Source organism: Arsenicicoccus dermatophilus (genome assembly GCF_046267915.1).
Lineage (GTDB): Bacteria > Actinomycetota > Actinomycetes > Actinomycetales > Dermatophilaceae > Arsenicicoccus > Arsenicicoccus dermatophilus_A.
Genome location: NZ_CP176520.1, coordinates 2,576,977 through 2,593,515, shown reverse-complemented (window position 1 = coordinate 2,593,515; position 16,539 = coordinate 2,576,977). Strand labels below are relative to the sequence as shown.

General features: G+C 67.4%; 8 protein-coding genes, 1 tRNA gene and 3 rRNA genes. 8 read left to right on the top strand and 4 right to left on the bottom strand.

Features of this window, described 5'->3' with window-relative positions:
- The first annotated feature begins 21 nt into the window (after positions 1-21).
- The 7 genes from ACK2IS_RS12225 to ACK2IS_RS12195 all read left to right on the top strand — a co-directional run bounded on the left by ACK2IS_RS12225 (position 22) and on the right by ACK2IS_RS12195 (position 11,733).
- A complete protein-coding gene (locus ACK2IS_RS12225; RefSeq protein WP_409483591.1) occupies positions 22-3,081 on the top strand; it encodes a UPF0182 family protein in 3,060 nt (1,019 codons plus the stop codon).
- Positions 3,082-3,129: 48 nt separating this feature from the next.
- A tRNA-Met gene (locus ACK2IS_RS12220) sits at positions 3,130-3,203 on the top strand.
- 583 nt (positions 3,204-3,786) lie between these two features.
- Positions 3,787-5,306: ribosomal RNA gene (locus tag ACK2IS_RS12215) — 16S ribosomal RNA — on the top strand.
- Positions 5,307-5,648: 342 nt separating this feature from the next.
- Positions 5,649-8,751: ribosomal RNA gene (locus ACK2IS_RS12210) — 23S ribosomal RNA — on the top strand.
- 70 nt (positions 8,752-8,821) lie between these two features.
- Positions 8,822-8,938 (top strand): 5S ribosomal RNA (gene rrf, locus ACK2IS_RS12205).
- The 16S, 23S and 5S rRNA genes sit together here, the layout of an rRNA operon.
- A 94-nt stretch (positions 8,939-9,032) precedes the next feature.
- Positions 9,033-10,361 carry a M16 family metallopeptidase gene (locus ACK2IS_RS12200; protein ID WP_409483590.1) on the top strand — a complete coding sequence of 443 codons (1,329 nt, stop codon included), beginning with the start codon at positions 9,033-9,035 and terminating at the stop codon, positions 10,359-10,361.
- 1 nt (position 10,362) lies between these two features.
- Positions 10,363-11,733 (top strand): M16 family metallopeptidase, encoded by a 1,371-nt coding sequence (locus ACK2IS_RS12195; protein ID WP_409483589.1) that lies wholly within the window; start codon positions 10,363-10,365, stop codon positions 11,731-11,733.
- A gap of 168 nt (positions 11,734-11,901) precedes the next feature.
- Here the strand turns inward: ACK2IS_RS12195 and hisN are convergent, their stop codons facing one another.
- From hisN to aroA, 4 genes are all read right to left on the bottom strand, one after another.
- Entirely contained in the window at positions 11,902-12,681 is a 780-nt protein-coding gene (hisN, locus tag ACK2IS_RS12190) for a histidinol-phosphatase (protein ID WP_241452612.1), read from the bottom strand.
- Positions 12,682-12,752: 71 nt separating this feature from the next.
- Positions 12,753-12,914, bottom strand: a complete 162-nt coding sequence (locus ACK2IS_RS12185) for a hypothetical protein (RefSeq protein WP_409483588.1) — start codon at positions 12,912-12,914, stop codon at positions 12,753-12,755.
- A 192-nt stretch (positions 12,915-13,106) separates the two neighbouring features.
- Positions 13,107-14,207, bottom strand: coding sequence for a ribosome small subunit-dependent GTPase A (locus ACK2IS_RS12180; RefSeq protein WP_409483587.1), 1,101 nt, complete (start codon positions 14,205-14,207; stop codon positions 13,107-13,109).
- A complete protein-coding gene (aroA, locus tag ACK2IS_RS12175; protein WP_409483586.1) occupies positions 14,204-15,619 on the bottom strand; it encodes a 3-phosphoshikimate 1-carboxyvinyltransferase in 1,416 nt (471 codons plus the stop codon). Before aroA ends, ACK2IS_RS12180 begins: the two co-directional genes overlap by 4 nt.
- 86 nt (positions 15,620-15,705) lie before the next feature.
- Between aroA and ACK2IS_RS12170 the strand changes: the two genes are divergently transcribed.
- Positions 15,706-16,539, top strand: coding sequence for an SOS response-associated peptidase (locus tag ACK2IS_RS12170; protein ID WP_409483585.1), 834 nt, complete (start codon positions 15,706-15,708; stop codon positions 16,537-16,539).

Below are 16,539 nucleotides of genomic sequence, written 5' to 3'. Positions count from 1 at the left end.
CCTGTGCAGGAGGACCCGAGCGTGAGCGACGACGAGGCCCCGCGCCCCCAGGACGGGGAGCCGACCGGCGCGCGGCGCGTGACGCCACCGGGCAGCCGCCGTCGCCGTCGTGGGGTGATGGGGCCGCTCGTCACGATCCTGGCGATGGTGGCCCTGGCACTGGGCGCCCTGGCGGGTCTGTGGACCGAGGTGCTGTGGTTCGGCTCTCTCGGCCGGCAGGGGGTGCTCACCACCGAGCTGACGACCCGGACCGTGCTGTTCCTGGTCGGTGCGGTGACGGTGGGTGGGCTGACCCTGTCGAGCGTCGTGCTGGGCCACCGGCTGCGTCCGGTCTACGCGCCGGTCACCGAGGAGCAGGTGGCGCTGGACCGCTACCGCACCGTCCTGGACCCCTTGCGTCGCCTGGCGACCTGGGTGGTCCCCGGCATGCTGGGGATCCTCTCGGGCACGGCGCTCGCGAGCCAGTGGCAGACCTTCCTCCTGTGGCGTCACCAGGTCCCCTTCGGGCGCAAGGACGCGCAGTTCGGGATGGACGTCGGCTTCTTCGTGTTCACGCTGCCGTGGCTGCGCTTCCTGGTGGACTTCACGCTGATGTCCCTGGTGCTGGCCGCGATCGTGGCCGGCCTGACCCACTACGTGTACGGCGGTCTGCGCCCCCCGGGCGCGGGGGGGCGGTCGAGCCGCGCCGCCGTCGTCCATCTGTCCTGCCTGTTCGCCGCTCTCGCGCTGGTGCAGGGGCTGAGCTACTGGCTGGGGCGGTACGACCTCGCGCTCGCGGACGGGGCCCGGATCACGGGCATCACCTATGCCGCCGATCACGCGGTCCTGCCGGGGCGCTCGATCCTCGCCGCCGCGGCGGTGCTGTGCGCGCTGTTCTTCCTGGCGTCGATCCGGACGGGATCGTGGCGGTTGCCGGTCGTGGGGGTGGCCCTGCTCGCCGTGACCGGTCTCGTGGTGGGCACGATCTACCCGATGCTCGTGCAGAGCCTCAAGGTGCGGCCGAGCGAGCGGACCCTGGAGCAGCCCTACATCCAGCGCAACATCGAGGCGACGCGAGCGGCCTTCGGCCTGGACAGGATCGTGCAGACGCCGTATGCCGCGGAGGCGACGGCGGCGCCCGGGCAGCTGCGGGGGGACGCTCAGACCATCCCGGGCATCCGGATCGTCGACCCTGCCGTCGTGGGCAAGACGTTCGAGGCGCTCCAGTCGGTCAAGGCCTTCTACTCCTTCCCGACCACCTTGGACGTCGACCGGTACGCCGTCGACGGCCGGTCGGTGGACGCGGTCGTGGGGGCTCGGGAGCTGCGGCTGGCCGACCTGGATCCCGCCCGGCGCAACTGGGTCAACGACCACACCTTCTACACCCACGGCTACGGGCTGGTCGCTGCCTACGGCAACCGGCGCGGGCCTGACGGCCAGCCGGTGTTCTTCGAGCAGAACATCCCCACCACCGGACGGCTCGGACCCTACGAGCCGCGCATCTACTTCGGCGAGGAGTCGCCGACCTACTCGATCGTGGGCGCCCCGCCCGGCAGCGGGGATGCCGAGCTCGACCACCCCGACGGGTCAGCGGGGGGCGAGCGGCGCACCACCTACCGGGGATCTGGCGGGGTTCCCATCGGGTCTTTGCCGCGTCGGCTTGCCTACGCCATCGCGTACCGCGAGCCCAACATCCTGCTGTCCAGCACCGTCAACGACGAGTCGCGCCTGTTGGACGTCCGGTCCCCGCGGGAGCGGATCGGCAAGGTGGCGCCCTGGCTCACGCTGGACGGCGACCCCTACCCGGCCGTCGTCTCCGGACGGATCCAGTGGATCGTCGACGGGTACACGACGAGCTCGAGCTACCCGGGCTCCAAGCTCACCGAGCTGCAGGACGTGACGACGGACGCCTTGACGCAGACCTCCCGCAGCCGCACGGCTCAGGCCCCGGCGCGGGTCAACTACGTCCGCAACTCGGTCAAGGCGACGGTGGACGCGTACGACGGGACCGTGCACCTGTACGCCTGGGACGAGCAGGACCCGATCCTGCGGGCGTGGATGCGCGCCTTCCCCGGGGTGGTCGAGCCGCGGTCGGCGATCAGCGGAGCCCTGATGTCGCACTTGCGCTACCCGCAGGACCTGTTCAAGGTGCAGCGCTCCATGCTCGCTCGTTACCACGTGACCGATCCGGCCAGCTTCTTCGGTGGTCAGGACTTCTGGAAGGTTCCCGGTGACCCCGCCCAGCGGGCGACCGTGGACACCCCGAGCCAGCCGCCGTACTACCTCTCGGTGCAGGTGCCGGGTCAGGGCGCACCGACGTACTCGCTCACCTCCACCTTCACGCCGGAGAACCGCATGGTCCTGTCGGCCTTCCTGTCCGCCGACGCGGACGCGGGGAACCAGCCGGGCCGACCCAGGGCGGGCTACGGCACGCTGCGGCTGCTCGAGCTGCCCAAGGACGCCCAGGTGCAGGGCCCGCAGCAGGTGGCGAACGAGATCTCCTCGAGCGCCGCGTCGTCGCCACGGTTCGCCCTGACGCTGGGACAGTTCCTCAACAGCGGGTCCTCCGGAGGGTCCAAGGTCACCAAGGGCAACCTGCTCACCCTCCCCGTCGGCGGGGGACTGCTGTACGTGCAGCCGATCTACGTGCAGGCGTCGACCAGCACCTCGGCCTACCCGCAGTCCAAGGCCATCGTGGCGAGCTTCGGCGACAAGCTGGCCTGGTCCGACACCCTGGACGGGGCGCTCGACGGGCTCTTCGGCGGCAGCTCGGGGGCGACGGCCTCGCCCGGGGGTGAGACACCGAAGGCGCCGGCCACCGGGTCGGCGGAGGTCGCCCGCCAGCTCGCGCTCGCCCAGCGGGCGATGGCCGATGCCGACAAGGCGCTCGCGGCCCGTGACTTCACCGCGTACGGCGAGGCCCAGCGGCGGTTGCGGGTGGCGATCGAGAGTGCCGCCGCGGCCCAGCGACCGGGGCAGACGACGGTGGTGCCGGCGACCCCGTCGCCGCAGGCGACCGCCCCCGCACCAGCACCGTCACCCGCCATGCCCAGCGCCTCGGCGTCGTCGCCCGCCACCACCGCGAGCTCGCTTCCGGGGTGACGGATTTGCATGAGGCATCCACCGTCCCGTAACCTCAGACCATACCGACGCGGGGTGGAGCAGCTCGGTAGCTCGCCGGGCTCATAACCCGGAGGTCGCAGGTTCAAATCCTGCCCCCGCTACGACAGGCAGCAGCCCGACGAAGGCCCGGACCAGATGGTCCGGGCCTTCGTCGTCGATGGCTCCCCGTCGTGGGTGCCGGGACGCCGGTGTCCGTGGGGGTGTGCGGACCATGAGGGTTGCTGCCGGCGAGCGCCTATCGGTCAGCCCACCACCGCGGTGCCTTGCCGCCCGATTCATCCCGATTTTGCCCCGGCGCCACGTGATGTGTACTGTCTCTCCTCGTGCCCCGGCCACGGAGCGCAACCCCTCATCTCGTCGTCCACCAGGACGCGCAGCGAGCGGGTTGACACCGAGCCGAGCATGAGTTAAGTTAGTCGAGTTGCCCAAAGCGGGTCACTGGTTCGGCTAGGCCATAAACGCCTGGACGGCAAGTTGACACGCCAAGGCGAAACGAAGTAAGTTTAACGAGTTGCTGCAGAGCAAACGGCGCGGAGAGCGTCGCTAGCACTGCAAGCGTCCGATGTTTGAGAACTCAACAGCGTGCCTAAGTTTGATGCCAATTTTTTACCTCGTTTGAGGTTCCTTTGGTAGACGGACAGCAACGTCAGGTTGTTGTTCTGTTTGCTGGGATTGTACAAATTTTCTACGGAGAGTTTGATCCTGGCTCAGGACGAACGCTGGCGGCGTGCTTAACACATGCAAGTCGAACGATGAAGCCCAGCTTGCTGGGTGGATTAGTGGCGAACGGGTGAGTAACACGTGAGTAACCTGCCCTTCACTCTGGGATAACCCCGGGAAACCGGGGCTAATACTGGATACGACCTACGCAGGCATCTGCAGTGGGTGGAAAGCATTGTGGTGGAGGATGGACTCGCGGCCTATCAGCTTGTTGGTGAGGTAGTGGCTCACCAAGGCGACGACGGGTAGCCGGCCTGAGAGGGCGACCGGCCACACTGGGACTGAGACACGGCCCAGACTCCTACGGGAGGCAGCAGTGGGGAATATTGCACAATGGGCGAAAGCCTGATGCAGCGACGCCGCGTGAGGGATGAAGGCCTTCGGGTTGTAAACCTCTTTCAGCTCTGAAGAAGCGAAAGTGACGGTAGGAGCAGAAGAAGCACCGGCTAACTACGTGCCAGCAGCCGCGGTAATACGTAGGGTGCGAGCGTTGTCCGGAATTATTGGGCGTAAAGAGCTTGTAGGTGGTTTGTCGCGTCTGCGGTGAAAATCCAACGCTTAACGTTGGACTTGCCGTGGGTACGGGCAGACTAGAGTGTGGTAGGGGAGACTGGAATTCCTGGTGTAGCGGTGAAATGCGCAGATATCAGGAGGAACACCGATGGCGAAGGCAGGTCTCTGGGCCATAACTGACACTGAGAAGCGAAAGCATGGGGAGCGAACAGGATTAGATACCCTGGTAGTCCATGCCGTAAACGTTGGGCGCTAGGTGTGGGGCTCATTCCACGAGTTCCGTGCCGCAGCTAACGCATTAAGCGCCCCGCCTGGGGAGTACGGCCGCAAGGCTAAAACTCAAAGGAATTGACGGGGGCCCGCACAAGCGGCGGAGCATGCGGATTAATTCGATGCAACGCGAAGAACCTTACCAAGGCTTGACATACACCGGAAACATCCAGAGATGGGTGCCCCGCAAGGTCGGTGTACAGGTGGTGCATGGTTGTCGTCAGCTCGTGTCGTGAGATGTTGGGTTAAGTCCCGCAACGAGCGCAACCCTCGTTCTATGTTGCCAGCACGTGATGGTGGGGACTCATAGGAGACTGCCGGGGTCAACTCGGAGGAAGGTGGGGACGACGTCAAATCATCATGCCCCTTATGTCTTGGGCTTCACGCATGCTACAATGGCCGGTACAAAGGGCTGCGATACCGCGAGGTGGAGCGAATCCCAAAAAACCGGTCTCAGTTCGGATTGGGGTCTGCAACTCGACCCCATGAAGTCGGAGTCGCTAGTAATCGCAGATCAGCAACGCTGCGGTGAATACGTTCCCGGGCCTTGTACACACCGCCCGTCAAGTCACGAAAGTCGGTAACACCCGAAGCCGGTGGCCTAACCCTTGTGGGGGGAGCCGTCGAAGGTGGGACTGGCGATTGGGACTAAGTCGTAACAAGGTAGCCGTACCGGAAGGTGCGGCTGGATCACCTCCTTTCTAAGGAGCATATGCCTCTTCATCACCGAACGTGTGGTGGGGGTGCTCAAGGGTGGAACATCGAACGGATGGCGCCGGCTGGTGCTGGTGGCGAGTACGGCTCGTGGTCTCTTCGGGGATCGTGGGTGGGGAAAGCTGCTGGTGGTGGTGGGTGTCGTGGCGCGCTGTTGGGTCCTGAGACATCGGGCCGCCCCTGGTATGGGTCCTCTCTTGTGGGAGAGGGGCTCGGGGGTAGGTCGGGTTGTTTCTCCTGGACTGTCGAAGCTGCACTTTCGGGTGTGGTGAGGTGGTGGTCACGGGTTTGTGTTTTGAGAACTACACAGTGGACGCGAGCATCTTTGTGGCCAAGTTTTTAAGGGCGCACGGTGGATGCCTTGGCACCAGGAACCGATGAAGGACGTAGGAATCTGCGATAAGCCTCGGGGAGTCGATAACCAGACTGTGATCCGAGGATTTCCGAATGGGGAAACCCGGCTGGAGGTATGTCCAGTCACCTGCACCTGAATATATAGGGTGTGTGGAGGGAACGTGGGGAAGTGAAACATCTCAGTACCCACAGGAAGAGAAAACAACAGTGATTCCGTCAGTAGTGGCGAGCGAACGCGGAAGAGGCTAAACCGGTCGTGTGTGATACCTGTCAGGGGTTGCACGGTCGGGGTTGTGGGACTTTCCTACCAGCACTGACATGCTGGTGAGCAGTAAGAAATCCATGATGTAGGCGAACGGTCTTGAAAGGCCGGGCACAGAGGGTGTTACCCCCGTAGCCGAAACGTCGTGGACTGCTGGAGAGCATCCCAAGTAGCACGGGGCCCGAGAAATCCCGTGTGAATCTGGCAGGACCACCTGCTAAGCCTAAATATTCCCTGGTGACCGATAGCGGACAAGTACCGTGAGGGAAAGGTGAAAAGTACCCCGGGAGGGGAGTGAAATAGATCCTGAAACCGTGCGCTTACAATCCGTCGGAGCCTCTGTGTGGGGTGACGGCGTGCCTTTTGAAGAATGAGCCTGCGAGTTAGTGCTCAGTGGCGAGGTTAACCCGTGTGGGGAAGCCGTAGCGAAAGCGAGTCCGAACAGGGCGAATGAGTCGCTGGGTCTAGACCCGAAGCGAAGTGATCTACCCATGGCCAGGTTGAAGCGCGGGTAAGACCGCGTGGAGGACCGAACCCACCTAGGTTGAAAACTGGGGGGATGAGCTGTGGGTAGGGGTGAAAGGCCAATCAAACTTCGTGATAGCTGGTTCTCCCCGAAATGCATTTAGGTGCAGCGTCACGTGTTTCTTGCCGGAGGTAGAGCTACTGGATGGCTGATGGGCCCCACCGGGTTACTGACGTCAACCAAACTCCGAATGCCGGTAAGTGAGAGCGTGGCAGTGAGACTGCGGGGGATAAGCTCCGTAGTCGAGAGGGAAACAGCCCAGATCACCAGCTAAGGCCCCTAAGCGTGTGCTAAGTGGAAAAGGATGTGAAGTTGCTGTGACAACCAGGAGGTTGGCTTAGAAGCAGCCACCCTTTAAAGAGTGCGTAATAGCTCACTGGTCAAGTGATTTTGCGCCGACAATGTAGCGGGGCTCAAGCACACCGCCGAAGCTGTGGCATTGACACATTGCCAAGCCCTTGTGGTTCAGGCGTGTTGATGGGTAGGGGAGCGTCGTGTGGCGGGTGAAGCGGCGGAGTGATCCAGCCGTGGACGCCACACGAGTGAGAATGCAGGCATGAGTAGCGAATGACGGGTGAGAAACCCGTCCGCCGAATAACCAAGGGTTCCAGGGTCAAGCTAATCTGCCCTGGGTAAGTCGGGACCTAAGGCGAGGCCGACAGGCGTAGTCGATGGACATCCGGTTGATATTCCGGAACCGGCGCAGTACCGCCCCTAGCGAGGCTGGTGATACTAAACCTGGTGAAGCGGCTCTAACCACCTTCGGGTGGGTGAGTCGCGGATGAGGTGACCTGAGCCAGTAGTAGTTAAGCGATGGAGTGACGCAGGAAGGTAGCCTCCGCGTGGCGATGGTTGTCCACGTCTAAGGATGTAGGCCGGCATGTAGGCAAATCCGCATGCCATGGGGCTGAGATCTGATAGTGACCGCGTATGCGGGAAGAGGGTGATCCTATGCTGCCTAGAAAAGCTTCTAGCGAGGGACTGAGCCGCCCGTACCCCAAACCGACTCAGGTGGTTAGGTAGAGAATACCAAGGCGATCGAGTGAATCGTGGTTAAGGAATTCGGCAAAATGCCCCCGTAACTTCGGGAGAAGGGGGGCCATGATCGTGACGCACCTTGCGTGTCGAGCGTGAGTGGCCGCAGAGACCAGGGGGAAGCGACTGTTTACTAAAAACACAGGTCCGTGCGAAGAAGTAATTCGATGTATACGGACTGACGCCTGCCCGGTGCTGGAACGTTAAGGGGACCGGTTAGCCTCACGGCGAAGCTGAGAACTTAAGCGCCAGTAAACGGCGGTGGTAACTATAACCATCCTAAGGTAGCGAAATTCCTTGTCGGGTAAGTTCCGACCTGCACGAATGGCGTAACGACTTCCCTACTGTCTCAACCGCGAACTCGGCGAAATTGCACTACGAGTAAAGATGCTCGTTACGCGCAGCAGGACGGAAAGACCCCGGGACCTTTACTATAGCTTGGTATTGGTGTTCGGTACGGCTTGTGTAGGATAGGTGGGAGACTGTGAAGCATGCACGCCAGTGTGTGTGGAGTCAACGTTGAAATACCACTCTGGTCGTTCTGGATATCTAACCTCGGTCCGTGATCCGGATCAGGGACAGTGCCTGGTGGGTAGTTTAACTGGGGCGGTTGCCTCCTAAAGGGTAACGGAGGCGCCCAAAGGTTCCCTCAGCCTGGTTGGCAATCAGGTTTCGAGTGTAAGTGCACAAGGGAGCTTGACTGTGAGACAGACATGTCGAGCAGGGACGAAAGTCGGGACTAGTGACCCGGCGGTGGCTTGTGGAAGCGCCGTCGCTCAACGGATAAAAGGTACCCCGGGGATAACAGGCTGATCTTGCCCAAGAGTTCATATCGACGGCATGGTTTGGCACCTCGATGTCGGCTCGTCGCATCCTGGGGCTGGAGTAGGTCCCAAGGGTTGGGCTGTTCGCCCATTAAAGCGGTACGCGAGCTGGGTTTAGAACGTCGTGAGACAGTTCGGTCCCTATCCGCTGTGCGCGTAGGAAACTTGAGAAGGGCTGTCCCTAGTACGAGAGGACCGGGATGGACGAACCTCTGGTGTGTCAGTTGTTCTGCCAAGAGCACCGCTGATTAGCTACGTTCGGGAGTGATAACCGCTGAAAGCATCTAAGCGGGAAGCACGCTTCAAGATGAGGTTTCCATGCCCCTAGAGGGTGAGAGGCTCCCAGCTAGACTACTGGGTTGATAGGCCGGACGTGGAAGCACGGCAACGTGTGGAGCTGACCGGTACTAATAAGCCGATAACTTGACCCGAAGATCGCTCGCGTCCACTGTGTAGCTCCCGACACACAAACCCTATGGTTTGTTGACATGTCGATAGAGTTACGGCGGTCATAGCGTAAGGGAAACGCCCGGTCCCATTCCGAACCCGGAAGCTAAGCCTTACAGCGCCGATGGTACTGCACTGGTGACGGTGTGGGAGAGTAGGACGCCGCCGGACAACCATTCACGTGTAGCCCCCAACCACCGGTTGGGGGCTACACGCATATCCGGACTCTTCTTCCCGCCGCAGCCGCGTGGCCTAGGGTGCTCCTATGCCCTTGAGCTACCAGATCGCCGAGCGGACCTTGGCCAACGGCCTGCGGATCATCGTCAACGAGGACCACAGCGTGCCGACGGTCACCGTGAACCTGTGGGTCGGTGTCGGCTCCCGTCACGAGGTGGCCGGCCGCACCGGATTCGCCCACCTCTTCGAGCACCTGATGTTCCAGGGCTCGGCCAACGTGGCCAGTGGCGAGCACTTTGCGGCCCTGATGGCGCATGGTGCCCGCCTCAACGCGACCACGTGGTTCGACCGGACCAACTATTTCGAGACGGTGCCCAGCGGCGCCCTCGAGCTGGCGCTGTGGCTGGAGGCGGACCGACACGGCCGGCTCCTGGATGCCGTGACGCAAGAGAACCTGGACAACCAGCGCGACGTCGTCAAGGAAGAGAAGCGGCAGCGCTACGACAACCAGCCGTACGGCTTCGCCCTCGCCGACGTCTACGCCACCGTGTTCCCGGAGGGGCATCCCTACCACCACAGCACCATCGGCTCGATGGCCGATCTCGACGCGGCGAGCCTCGAGGACGTGCATGCGTTCTTCCATCGGTACTACGGCCCCGACAACACCACTCTCACGCTGTCGGGAGACGTCACCGCCGCAGACGGCTTCGCCGCTGTGGAGAAGTACTTCGGGGGACTTCCCGCGTCCACGGAGCCGCCCCGCGGGCCGGTGTCCCCGCTCCCACCGCTGACCGAGCCGGCGCGACTCGAGCGGCGCGAGGACGTGCCCAGCGACCGCCTGTTCATCGGTTTCCGGCTGCCGGTCGACGACACCGACGAGTTCTACGCCGCGAGCGCGGCCCTCGACGTCCTGGCGGGTCTGTCCACCTCGCGCGCCTACACCCGATTGGTCCGTCGTGAGCAGCTGGCCACCTCCGTCCAGGGCTTCGCGTGGGGCCTGATCGACGGCGTGAGCCTCGGCCTGATCACCATGGACGTCGCGGACGGGGTCGATCCCGCCGTGGCCGAGCAGGCTCTGTGCGAGGAGCTGGAGCGACTGGGTGAAGAGGGCCCCACCGGCGTCGAGCTCGAGTCCGTCCTGGCCCAGAGCGAACGGTCATGGTTGAGCGCTCTCGCGTCCCAGGCCGAGCGTGCGGACGCCATCTGCGGGCACGCCGCGCTGCACGGTGATGCGACCTTCATCAACACCTTCCTCGAGCGGATCGCCGCGGTCACGCCCGAGCAGGTCCGGCAGTCGGCGCGGGCCTACGTCCAGCCGTGCAACCGTGCGGTGGTCGCCTATCTGCGTAGGCAGGACGGCATACGCCCGCAGGACGACGAGCCCAACCCGGACCCGACCACCAGCCAGGAGGCCTGAGATGAGCCAGACCACCATCCCGCCGCGGCCGCAGGTCGCCGAACCGGCAGCCTGGGCGTTCCCGGAGCCGAGCGAGCACGTCCTCGACAACGGCCTGCGGCTGCAGGTCTTCCACACGCCCGGCCAGTACGTCGCCAGCGTGCGGCTCGCGGTGCCCGCCTTCCCGGCGCTGGAGCCCCGCGAGCAGGAGGGTCTGCTGGCGATCCTCGGCCGCACCTTCGACGAGGGCACCCAGGACCACCCGGCCGAGGAGTTCGCGCAGCTGCTGGAGCACGGCGGCATCGCGCTCGGCTCCTCGACCAGCGAGTTCGGGATGGTGCTCGACCTCGACGTCGCGGTCGCCCGTCTGGAGCGGGGGATAGAGCTGTTCGCGGAGTGCGTCCGGCGACCGGCGTTCCCCGAGGACGAGATCGAGCGCGCCCGACGTCGGCGCCTCGCGGACATCGAGCAGGAGACGGCCGACCCGCGCTCGAGGGCCGCCCGGGAGTTCGCCCGGACCTTCTACACCCCGGACGTGCGCGCCTCCCGTCCCTCCGCAGGCACCCCGGACACCGTGCGCGCCATCACGGCCGAGGCCGTGCGCGCCTTCCACGCCGACCACGTCGGCCCCCTGGGCACCACTCTCGTCGTGGCCGGCGACCTGTCCCCGCTCGGCCCGGACGCGACCAGCGTCGTGCGGGACCTCGTGGCGCGCTCGTTCGGGGACTGGGCGGCGCAGCGGATCGCCCCCATCGCTCCGCAGGCGCCCGTGCGCCGGGACGACGCAGCGCGCATCGTGGTCGTCGACCGGCCGGGGTCGGTGCAGTCCGAGCTGTACGTCGGTTGCCTCGGGCCGGACCGCCGCCATGGCTGGGGGGCCTACCCGGTGCTGTCCTTCCTCCTGGGCGGGGCGCCGCAGGCCCGGATCGACGCGGTCCTGCGCGAGGACAAGGGCTACACCTACGGGATGCGTACGTCCTTCGTGCCGCGCGCCCAGGACGGTCTGCTCCTCGCGTCCGGCTCGGTGCGCGGCGACGTCACGGGAGAGTCCGTCCAGCTGCTGCTCTCGATCCTGGAGGACGCCCGCACGGGCTTCGAGGTCGACGAGACGCGCGACGGTGTCGCCTTCGTGAGCATGACCGCTCCGGGGCGGTACGCCACCGCCGACGCCATCGCGGACGAGGCCGCCGGACTGGCCCTCGAGGGGCTGCCCACGACCTGGGTGACCGAGATGTTCGCCCAGACCCGAGGGCTGGACCCCCAGGCGCTCCTGCGGGCCTACGAACGGGCCCAGGTGGGTGTCTGGACCGTCGTCGTCGTGGGCGACGCCGCGCAGGTGGTCCCCCAGCTCAGCGCGCTCGGCCGCGGCGAGGTCGAGGTCCGCGAGCGCTGAGCCCGGACCACGTGCCTGAGCCCGGACCACGTGCCTGAGCCCGGACCACGTGCCTGGGCCCCGACGCCCGAGGCGCGGGGCCAGGTCGGGGGGAAGGCCGTCAGGCCGTCACGCCCGCCGACCCCCGGCCGACCGTGTGCGAGATCGGGGGCAGGCGGTGCCGAACGCTCAGCCCAGGCGGCGCAGGACCTCGTCGTGCAGCAGCCCGTTGGTGGCCACGGCGTTGCCGCCCCACGGTGCGGCGGAACCGTCGAGCGAGGTGAACCGCCCGCCGGCCTCGGTGACGATGGGGACCAGGGCGGCCATGTCGTACTCCGCGAGAGAGGGCTCGGCCGCCAGGTCCACGGCACCTTCGGCCACGAGCATGTACGACCAGAAGTCGCCATACGCCCGGGTGCGCCAGCAGTCGTCCATCAGCTGCAGGAAGGCCTCCAGTCGGTCGCGCTCCCGCCAGCCACCCAAACTCGCGTAGGACATCGACGCGTCCTCGATCCGGGAGACCTGGGACACCTGGATGCGCTTGGCGGAGAACAGGTTGCGGCCCGTCCACGCCCCGGTGCCCCGGGCGGCCCACCAGCGACGGCCGAGCGCCGGGGCGGACACCAGGCCCATCACCGGCTCGTCCCCGTCGACCAGGCCGATGAGGGTCGCCCACACGGGCAGGCCCCGGACGTAGTTCTTGGTGCCGTCGATGGGGTCGATGATCCAGCGACGGGCGCCGTGCCCGGTGGTGCCGAACTCCTCGCCCTGCACGGCGTCCCGGGGGCGCGTGCGCTTGAGTTGGCCGCGCATGAGCTCCTCCGCGTCCCGGTCCGCGTCGGTGACCGGGGTGAGGTCGGGCTTGGTGTCCACCACGAGCGATTCCGACCGGAAGCGCGTCATCGTCACGCGCTCGACGGAGTCGGCGAGGACATGAGCGAGTCGGACGTCGTCGTCATAGGTGATCACCGTCGTAAGGTAACCGTGCGTCACGAAATGTCGCCCCATTTGTCCGCGACGCGCCAAAGGTCATCACCCGATCAGGCGTAGTTGGCCTCCGTGCGTCGAGAGCGGTCACGCACCAGGGCGAGCCCGAGGCGACGGCAGACCGCCAGGCCGAGCAGCCACCCGATGATCACGTCGGTCGACCGGTGGTGCGCCAGGAGGACCGGCGAGGGCCCCATCACGACGACCCCCGACACCGCGCCCGGCGTGCGCGAGCGACCCGTGGTACGGGTGCGCGAGCAGCAGGCAGGTCAGCGGCCCGACGATCGCCGTGGTGCCGAAGGGTGCCTGGAGGCGAAAGATGACGAGGGCTCGCAGGGCGGGCCGGCGTCGGCGGGCGGCTGTGGTCGGCGACACGACCGGATCGGCGGAACGCGTTGTGCGGCGACTCAGCGCCCGAGCTCGCCGGCGCCCCGCTCGTCGGGGCGGTCCTCGCCACCCGCTCGGGCCCGCAGCAGGCGTCGCAGCGAGTCCAGACGTGCGGCGCCGCCGACGCCGGCGTGACCTGCCACCACCCACTCGTCGAGCGCGCACTCCCGCTCGTCGTGGCTGCACCCACGGGGACACTCCTCGGCGCCCACCGCGAGGTCCGGGAAGTGCTGGATCACCCGGTCCAGGTCCACGTGCGCCAGCCCGAAGCTGCGCACGCCGGGCGTGTCCACGACCCAGCCGTCGTCGTCAGGCAGCCGCAGCGCGATCGCGGAGGTGGACGTGTGCCGCCCGCGGCCGGTCACGTCGTTGACGTGCCCGGTCGTGCGCCGGGCCGCGGGGACGAGCAGGTTGACCAGCGTGGACTTGCCGACGCCGCTGTGGCCCACCAGCACGCTGACCTGACCGCAGAGCGCGTCCCGCAGCTCCTCCAGCCCCCGCGTCCGGGCTAGCAGCTCTGGGGCGTCGGGCCGCGACGCGAGGTCCTCGGTGTCCGGGATCGTCGAGGTCGCGATGCAGCGGACGTCGAGGGCCGAGTAGGCCTGGACCCACGGCGCCGGGTCGACCAGGTCGGCCTTGGTCAGCACCAGGACCGGCTCCAGGCCCGCGTCGTAGGCCGCCACCAGGCAGCGGTCGATCATCCGGGGACGCGGCTCGGGGTTGGCCAGGGCGGTGACGATGACCAGCTGGTCCACGTTGGCGACGATGACCCGCTCGACCGGGTCCGTGTCGTCGGCCGTGCGCCGCAGCACCGACGAACGTTCGTGCTGCCGCACGATGCGGGCGAGGTGGTCCGGGCCGCCCTGCAGGTCCCCGACCAGCCCGACGCGGTCGCCGACCACGATGCCCTTGCGACCGAGCTCGCGCGCCTTCATGGCGGTGACGACCCGCTCCTGCGGCCCGCCCTCGTCGACCAGGGTGGTGTACCGACCGCGGTCGACCGCCGTGACCAGCGCCTCGACGGCGTCGTCGTGACTCGGGCGCTCCTTGGTGCGCGGCCGGGACCCCTTGCGGCTGGGGCGGATCCGCACGTCGCTCTCGTCATACGTCCGCCGGGTCACCGCCGCCTCCCCCCGAGCCGCCGGCCCCGCTCGGTGCGCTCCTGGTCACCCCGGCCCGCCTCGGCCCCGGGCGCCGCGGCGAGCAGGTCGCCCCACCGGCCCGCGAAGTCCGGCAGGGTCTTGCCGGTCGTGGCGACGTCCTCGACGACCACGCCCGGGACGCGCAGGCCCACGACGGCGGCCGCCATGGCCATGCGGTGGTCGGCGTAGGTGCGGACGAGCTCCCCGCGCAGGGGGCGAGGGCGGACCAGCAGCCCGTCCTCGGTCTCGACGACGTCCCCGCCCAGACGACTCAGCTCCCGGGCGAGAGCCGCGAGCCGATCGGTCTCGTGGTGCCGGATGTGCGCCACGCCCCGGATCCGCGTGGGGGAGTCGGCCAGGGCCGCGACGGCGGCCACCACCGGGGTCAGCTCGCTCGCGTCCCGCAGGTCGACGTCGACGCCGTGCAGCGCCCGCCCCACCACGGTGAGCCCCCCGCGGTCCAGGACGACGTCAGCGCCCATCGCCTCGAAGACCCCGCGGACGAGGTCCCCGGCCTGCGTGGTGAACTGCGGCCAGGCCGGGACGTGCACCCGACCGCCGGTCACCAGCGCGGCCGCGAGGAACACCGCCGCGTTGGACAGGTCCGGCTCCACGGTCACGTCCAGCGCGTTGATCTCGCTGGGCTCCACCCGCCAGGTGTCCGGGTCGCCGTCGTCGACCATCACCCCGACGTCCCGCAGGGTCTCCACGGTCATCCCGATGTGCGGCAGGCTGGGCAGCGCCGGCCCCACGTGCCGCACCGTGACCCCCTGGTCGAAGCGGGCGCCCGACAGGAGCAGCGCGGAGATGAACTGGCTGCTGCCGGAGGCATCGACGGTGACCTCGCCGCCGGGGAGTGCGCCGCGGCCGTGCACGGTGAAGGGCATCGCGCCCCGGCCACCGTCGTCGACCACCGCGCCGAGGCCGCGCAGGGCCTGCAGGACCGGGCCGACCGGGCGGGTGCGGGCCTGGGGGTCCCCGTCGAAGGTCACCGGGCCGTCGGCGAGGGCGGCCACCGGCGGCAGGAAGCGCATCACCGTCCCGGCGAGCCCGACGTCCACGAGGGCCGGGCCGCGCAACCGGGCGGGCCGGACCAGCCAGTCCGGACACCCCGGGTCCTCGCCGTCGTGGTCCTCCACCTGCGCCCCGAGGCGACGCAGGGCCTGCGCCATGAGCAGGGTGTCCCGAGAGCGCAGAGGGCGGCGGATCCGCGAGGCGTCGTTGGCCAGGGCCGCCAGGACCAGGAAGCGGTTGGTGATCGACTTGCTCCCCGGCAGGACGGCCACGGCGTCCACCGGCCCGTCGGCCGTGGGCGCGGCCCAGTCGCCGGACGACGACGATGCGGCGAGGAAAGGGGAGGAGCGATGGTCGGGGTCCGCGGGGCGCGTCAACGAAGGTCCTTGGTCGAGGAGAGGATGCTGCGACAACACTAGCCACTGGACCCCATGACAGCGCGTGACCGGCCATGATGAACCACATGTGCGGACGCTACGCAGCCACCAGGGACGTCGCCGACCTCGTGGCGGTCCTCGACGTGGAGCAGGACGCCACGAGCGAGCCGACCCTGGGGATCGCGCCGGCAGGGTCGGGGTCGGGGGTGGTGCCCGACCACAACATGGCCCCCACCAAGGCCGCCCCCGTCGTGCTCACCAGGCGGCCGCGCGGCGCCTCCGCCGGGGACGACGCCGACCCGGTCCGACAGCTGCGCCTGCTCACCTGGGGGCTCGTGCCCTCCTGGGCCAAGGAGGTCAAGGTCGGGGTCCGGATGATCAACGCCCGCGCCGAGACCCTCCTCGACAAGCCGGCCTACGCGCGGGCGGCCCGCGCGCAGCGGTGCCTGGTCCCCGCGGACGGGTACTACGAGTGGCAGCAGAGCCCGACCGCGCGGGACGCGAAGGGCAAGCCGCGCAAGCAGCCCTTCTTCATCCACCGCGCCGACGGGCAGCCCCTCGTCATGGCGGGGGTGTACGAGCTGTGGCGCGACCGGACCTTGCCCGAGGGCGACCCCGCGTCGTGGCTGGCGACATACGCCGTCATCACCACCGCCGCCGAGCCCGGGCTGGACACCATCCACGACCGCCAGCCGTTCGTCCTGGATCCCGAGCGGTGGGCCACCTGGCTCGACCCTGCGCGGACGGACGACGAGCACGTGCGAGGCCTGCTCGAGGGCTACCGGCCCGGGCGGTTCGAGGCCTACCCCGTGAGCACCGCGGTCAACGACGTCCGCAACAACGGCCCGCAGCTGCTCGACCCCGCCCCGGCCGACCAGCTCGTCGGTGTGGTCGACCCCGCCACGGGCGAGGTGCGGTGA

Excerpts from the sequence above, each read along its gene's own strand:
- ACK2IS_RS12200 (WP_409483590.1), top strand. The coding sequence starts at position 9,033 with ATGCCCTTGAGCTACCAGATCGCCGAGCGGACCTTGGCCAACGGCCTG.
- ACK2IS_RS12195 (WP_409483589.1), top strand. The coding sequence starts at position 10,363 with ATGAGCCAGACCACCATCCCGCCGCGGCCGCAGGTCGCCGAACCGGCA.
- ACK2IS_RS12170 (WP_409483585.1), top strand. The coding sequence starts at position 15,706 with ATGTGCGGACGCTACGCAGCCACCAGGGACGTCGCCGACCTCGTGGCG.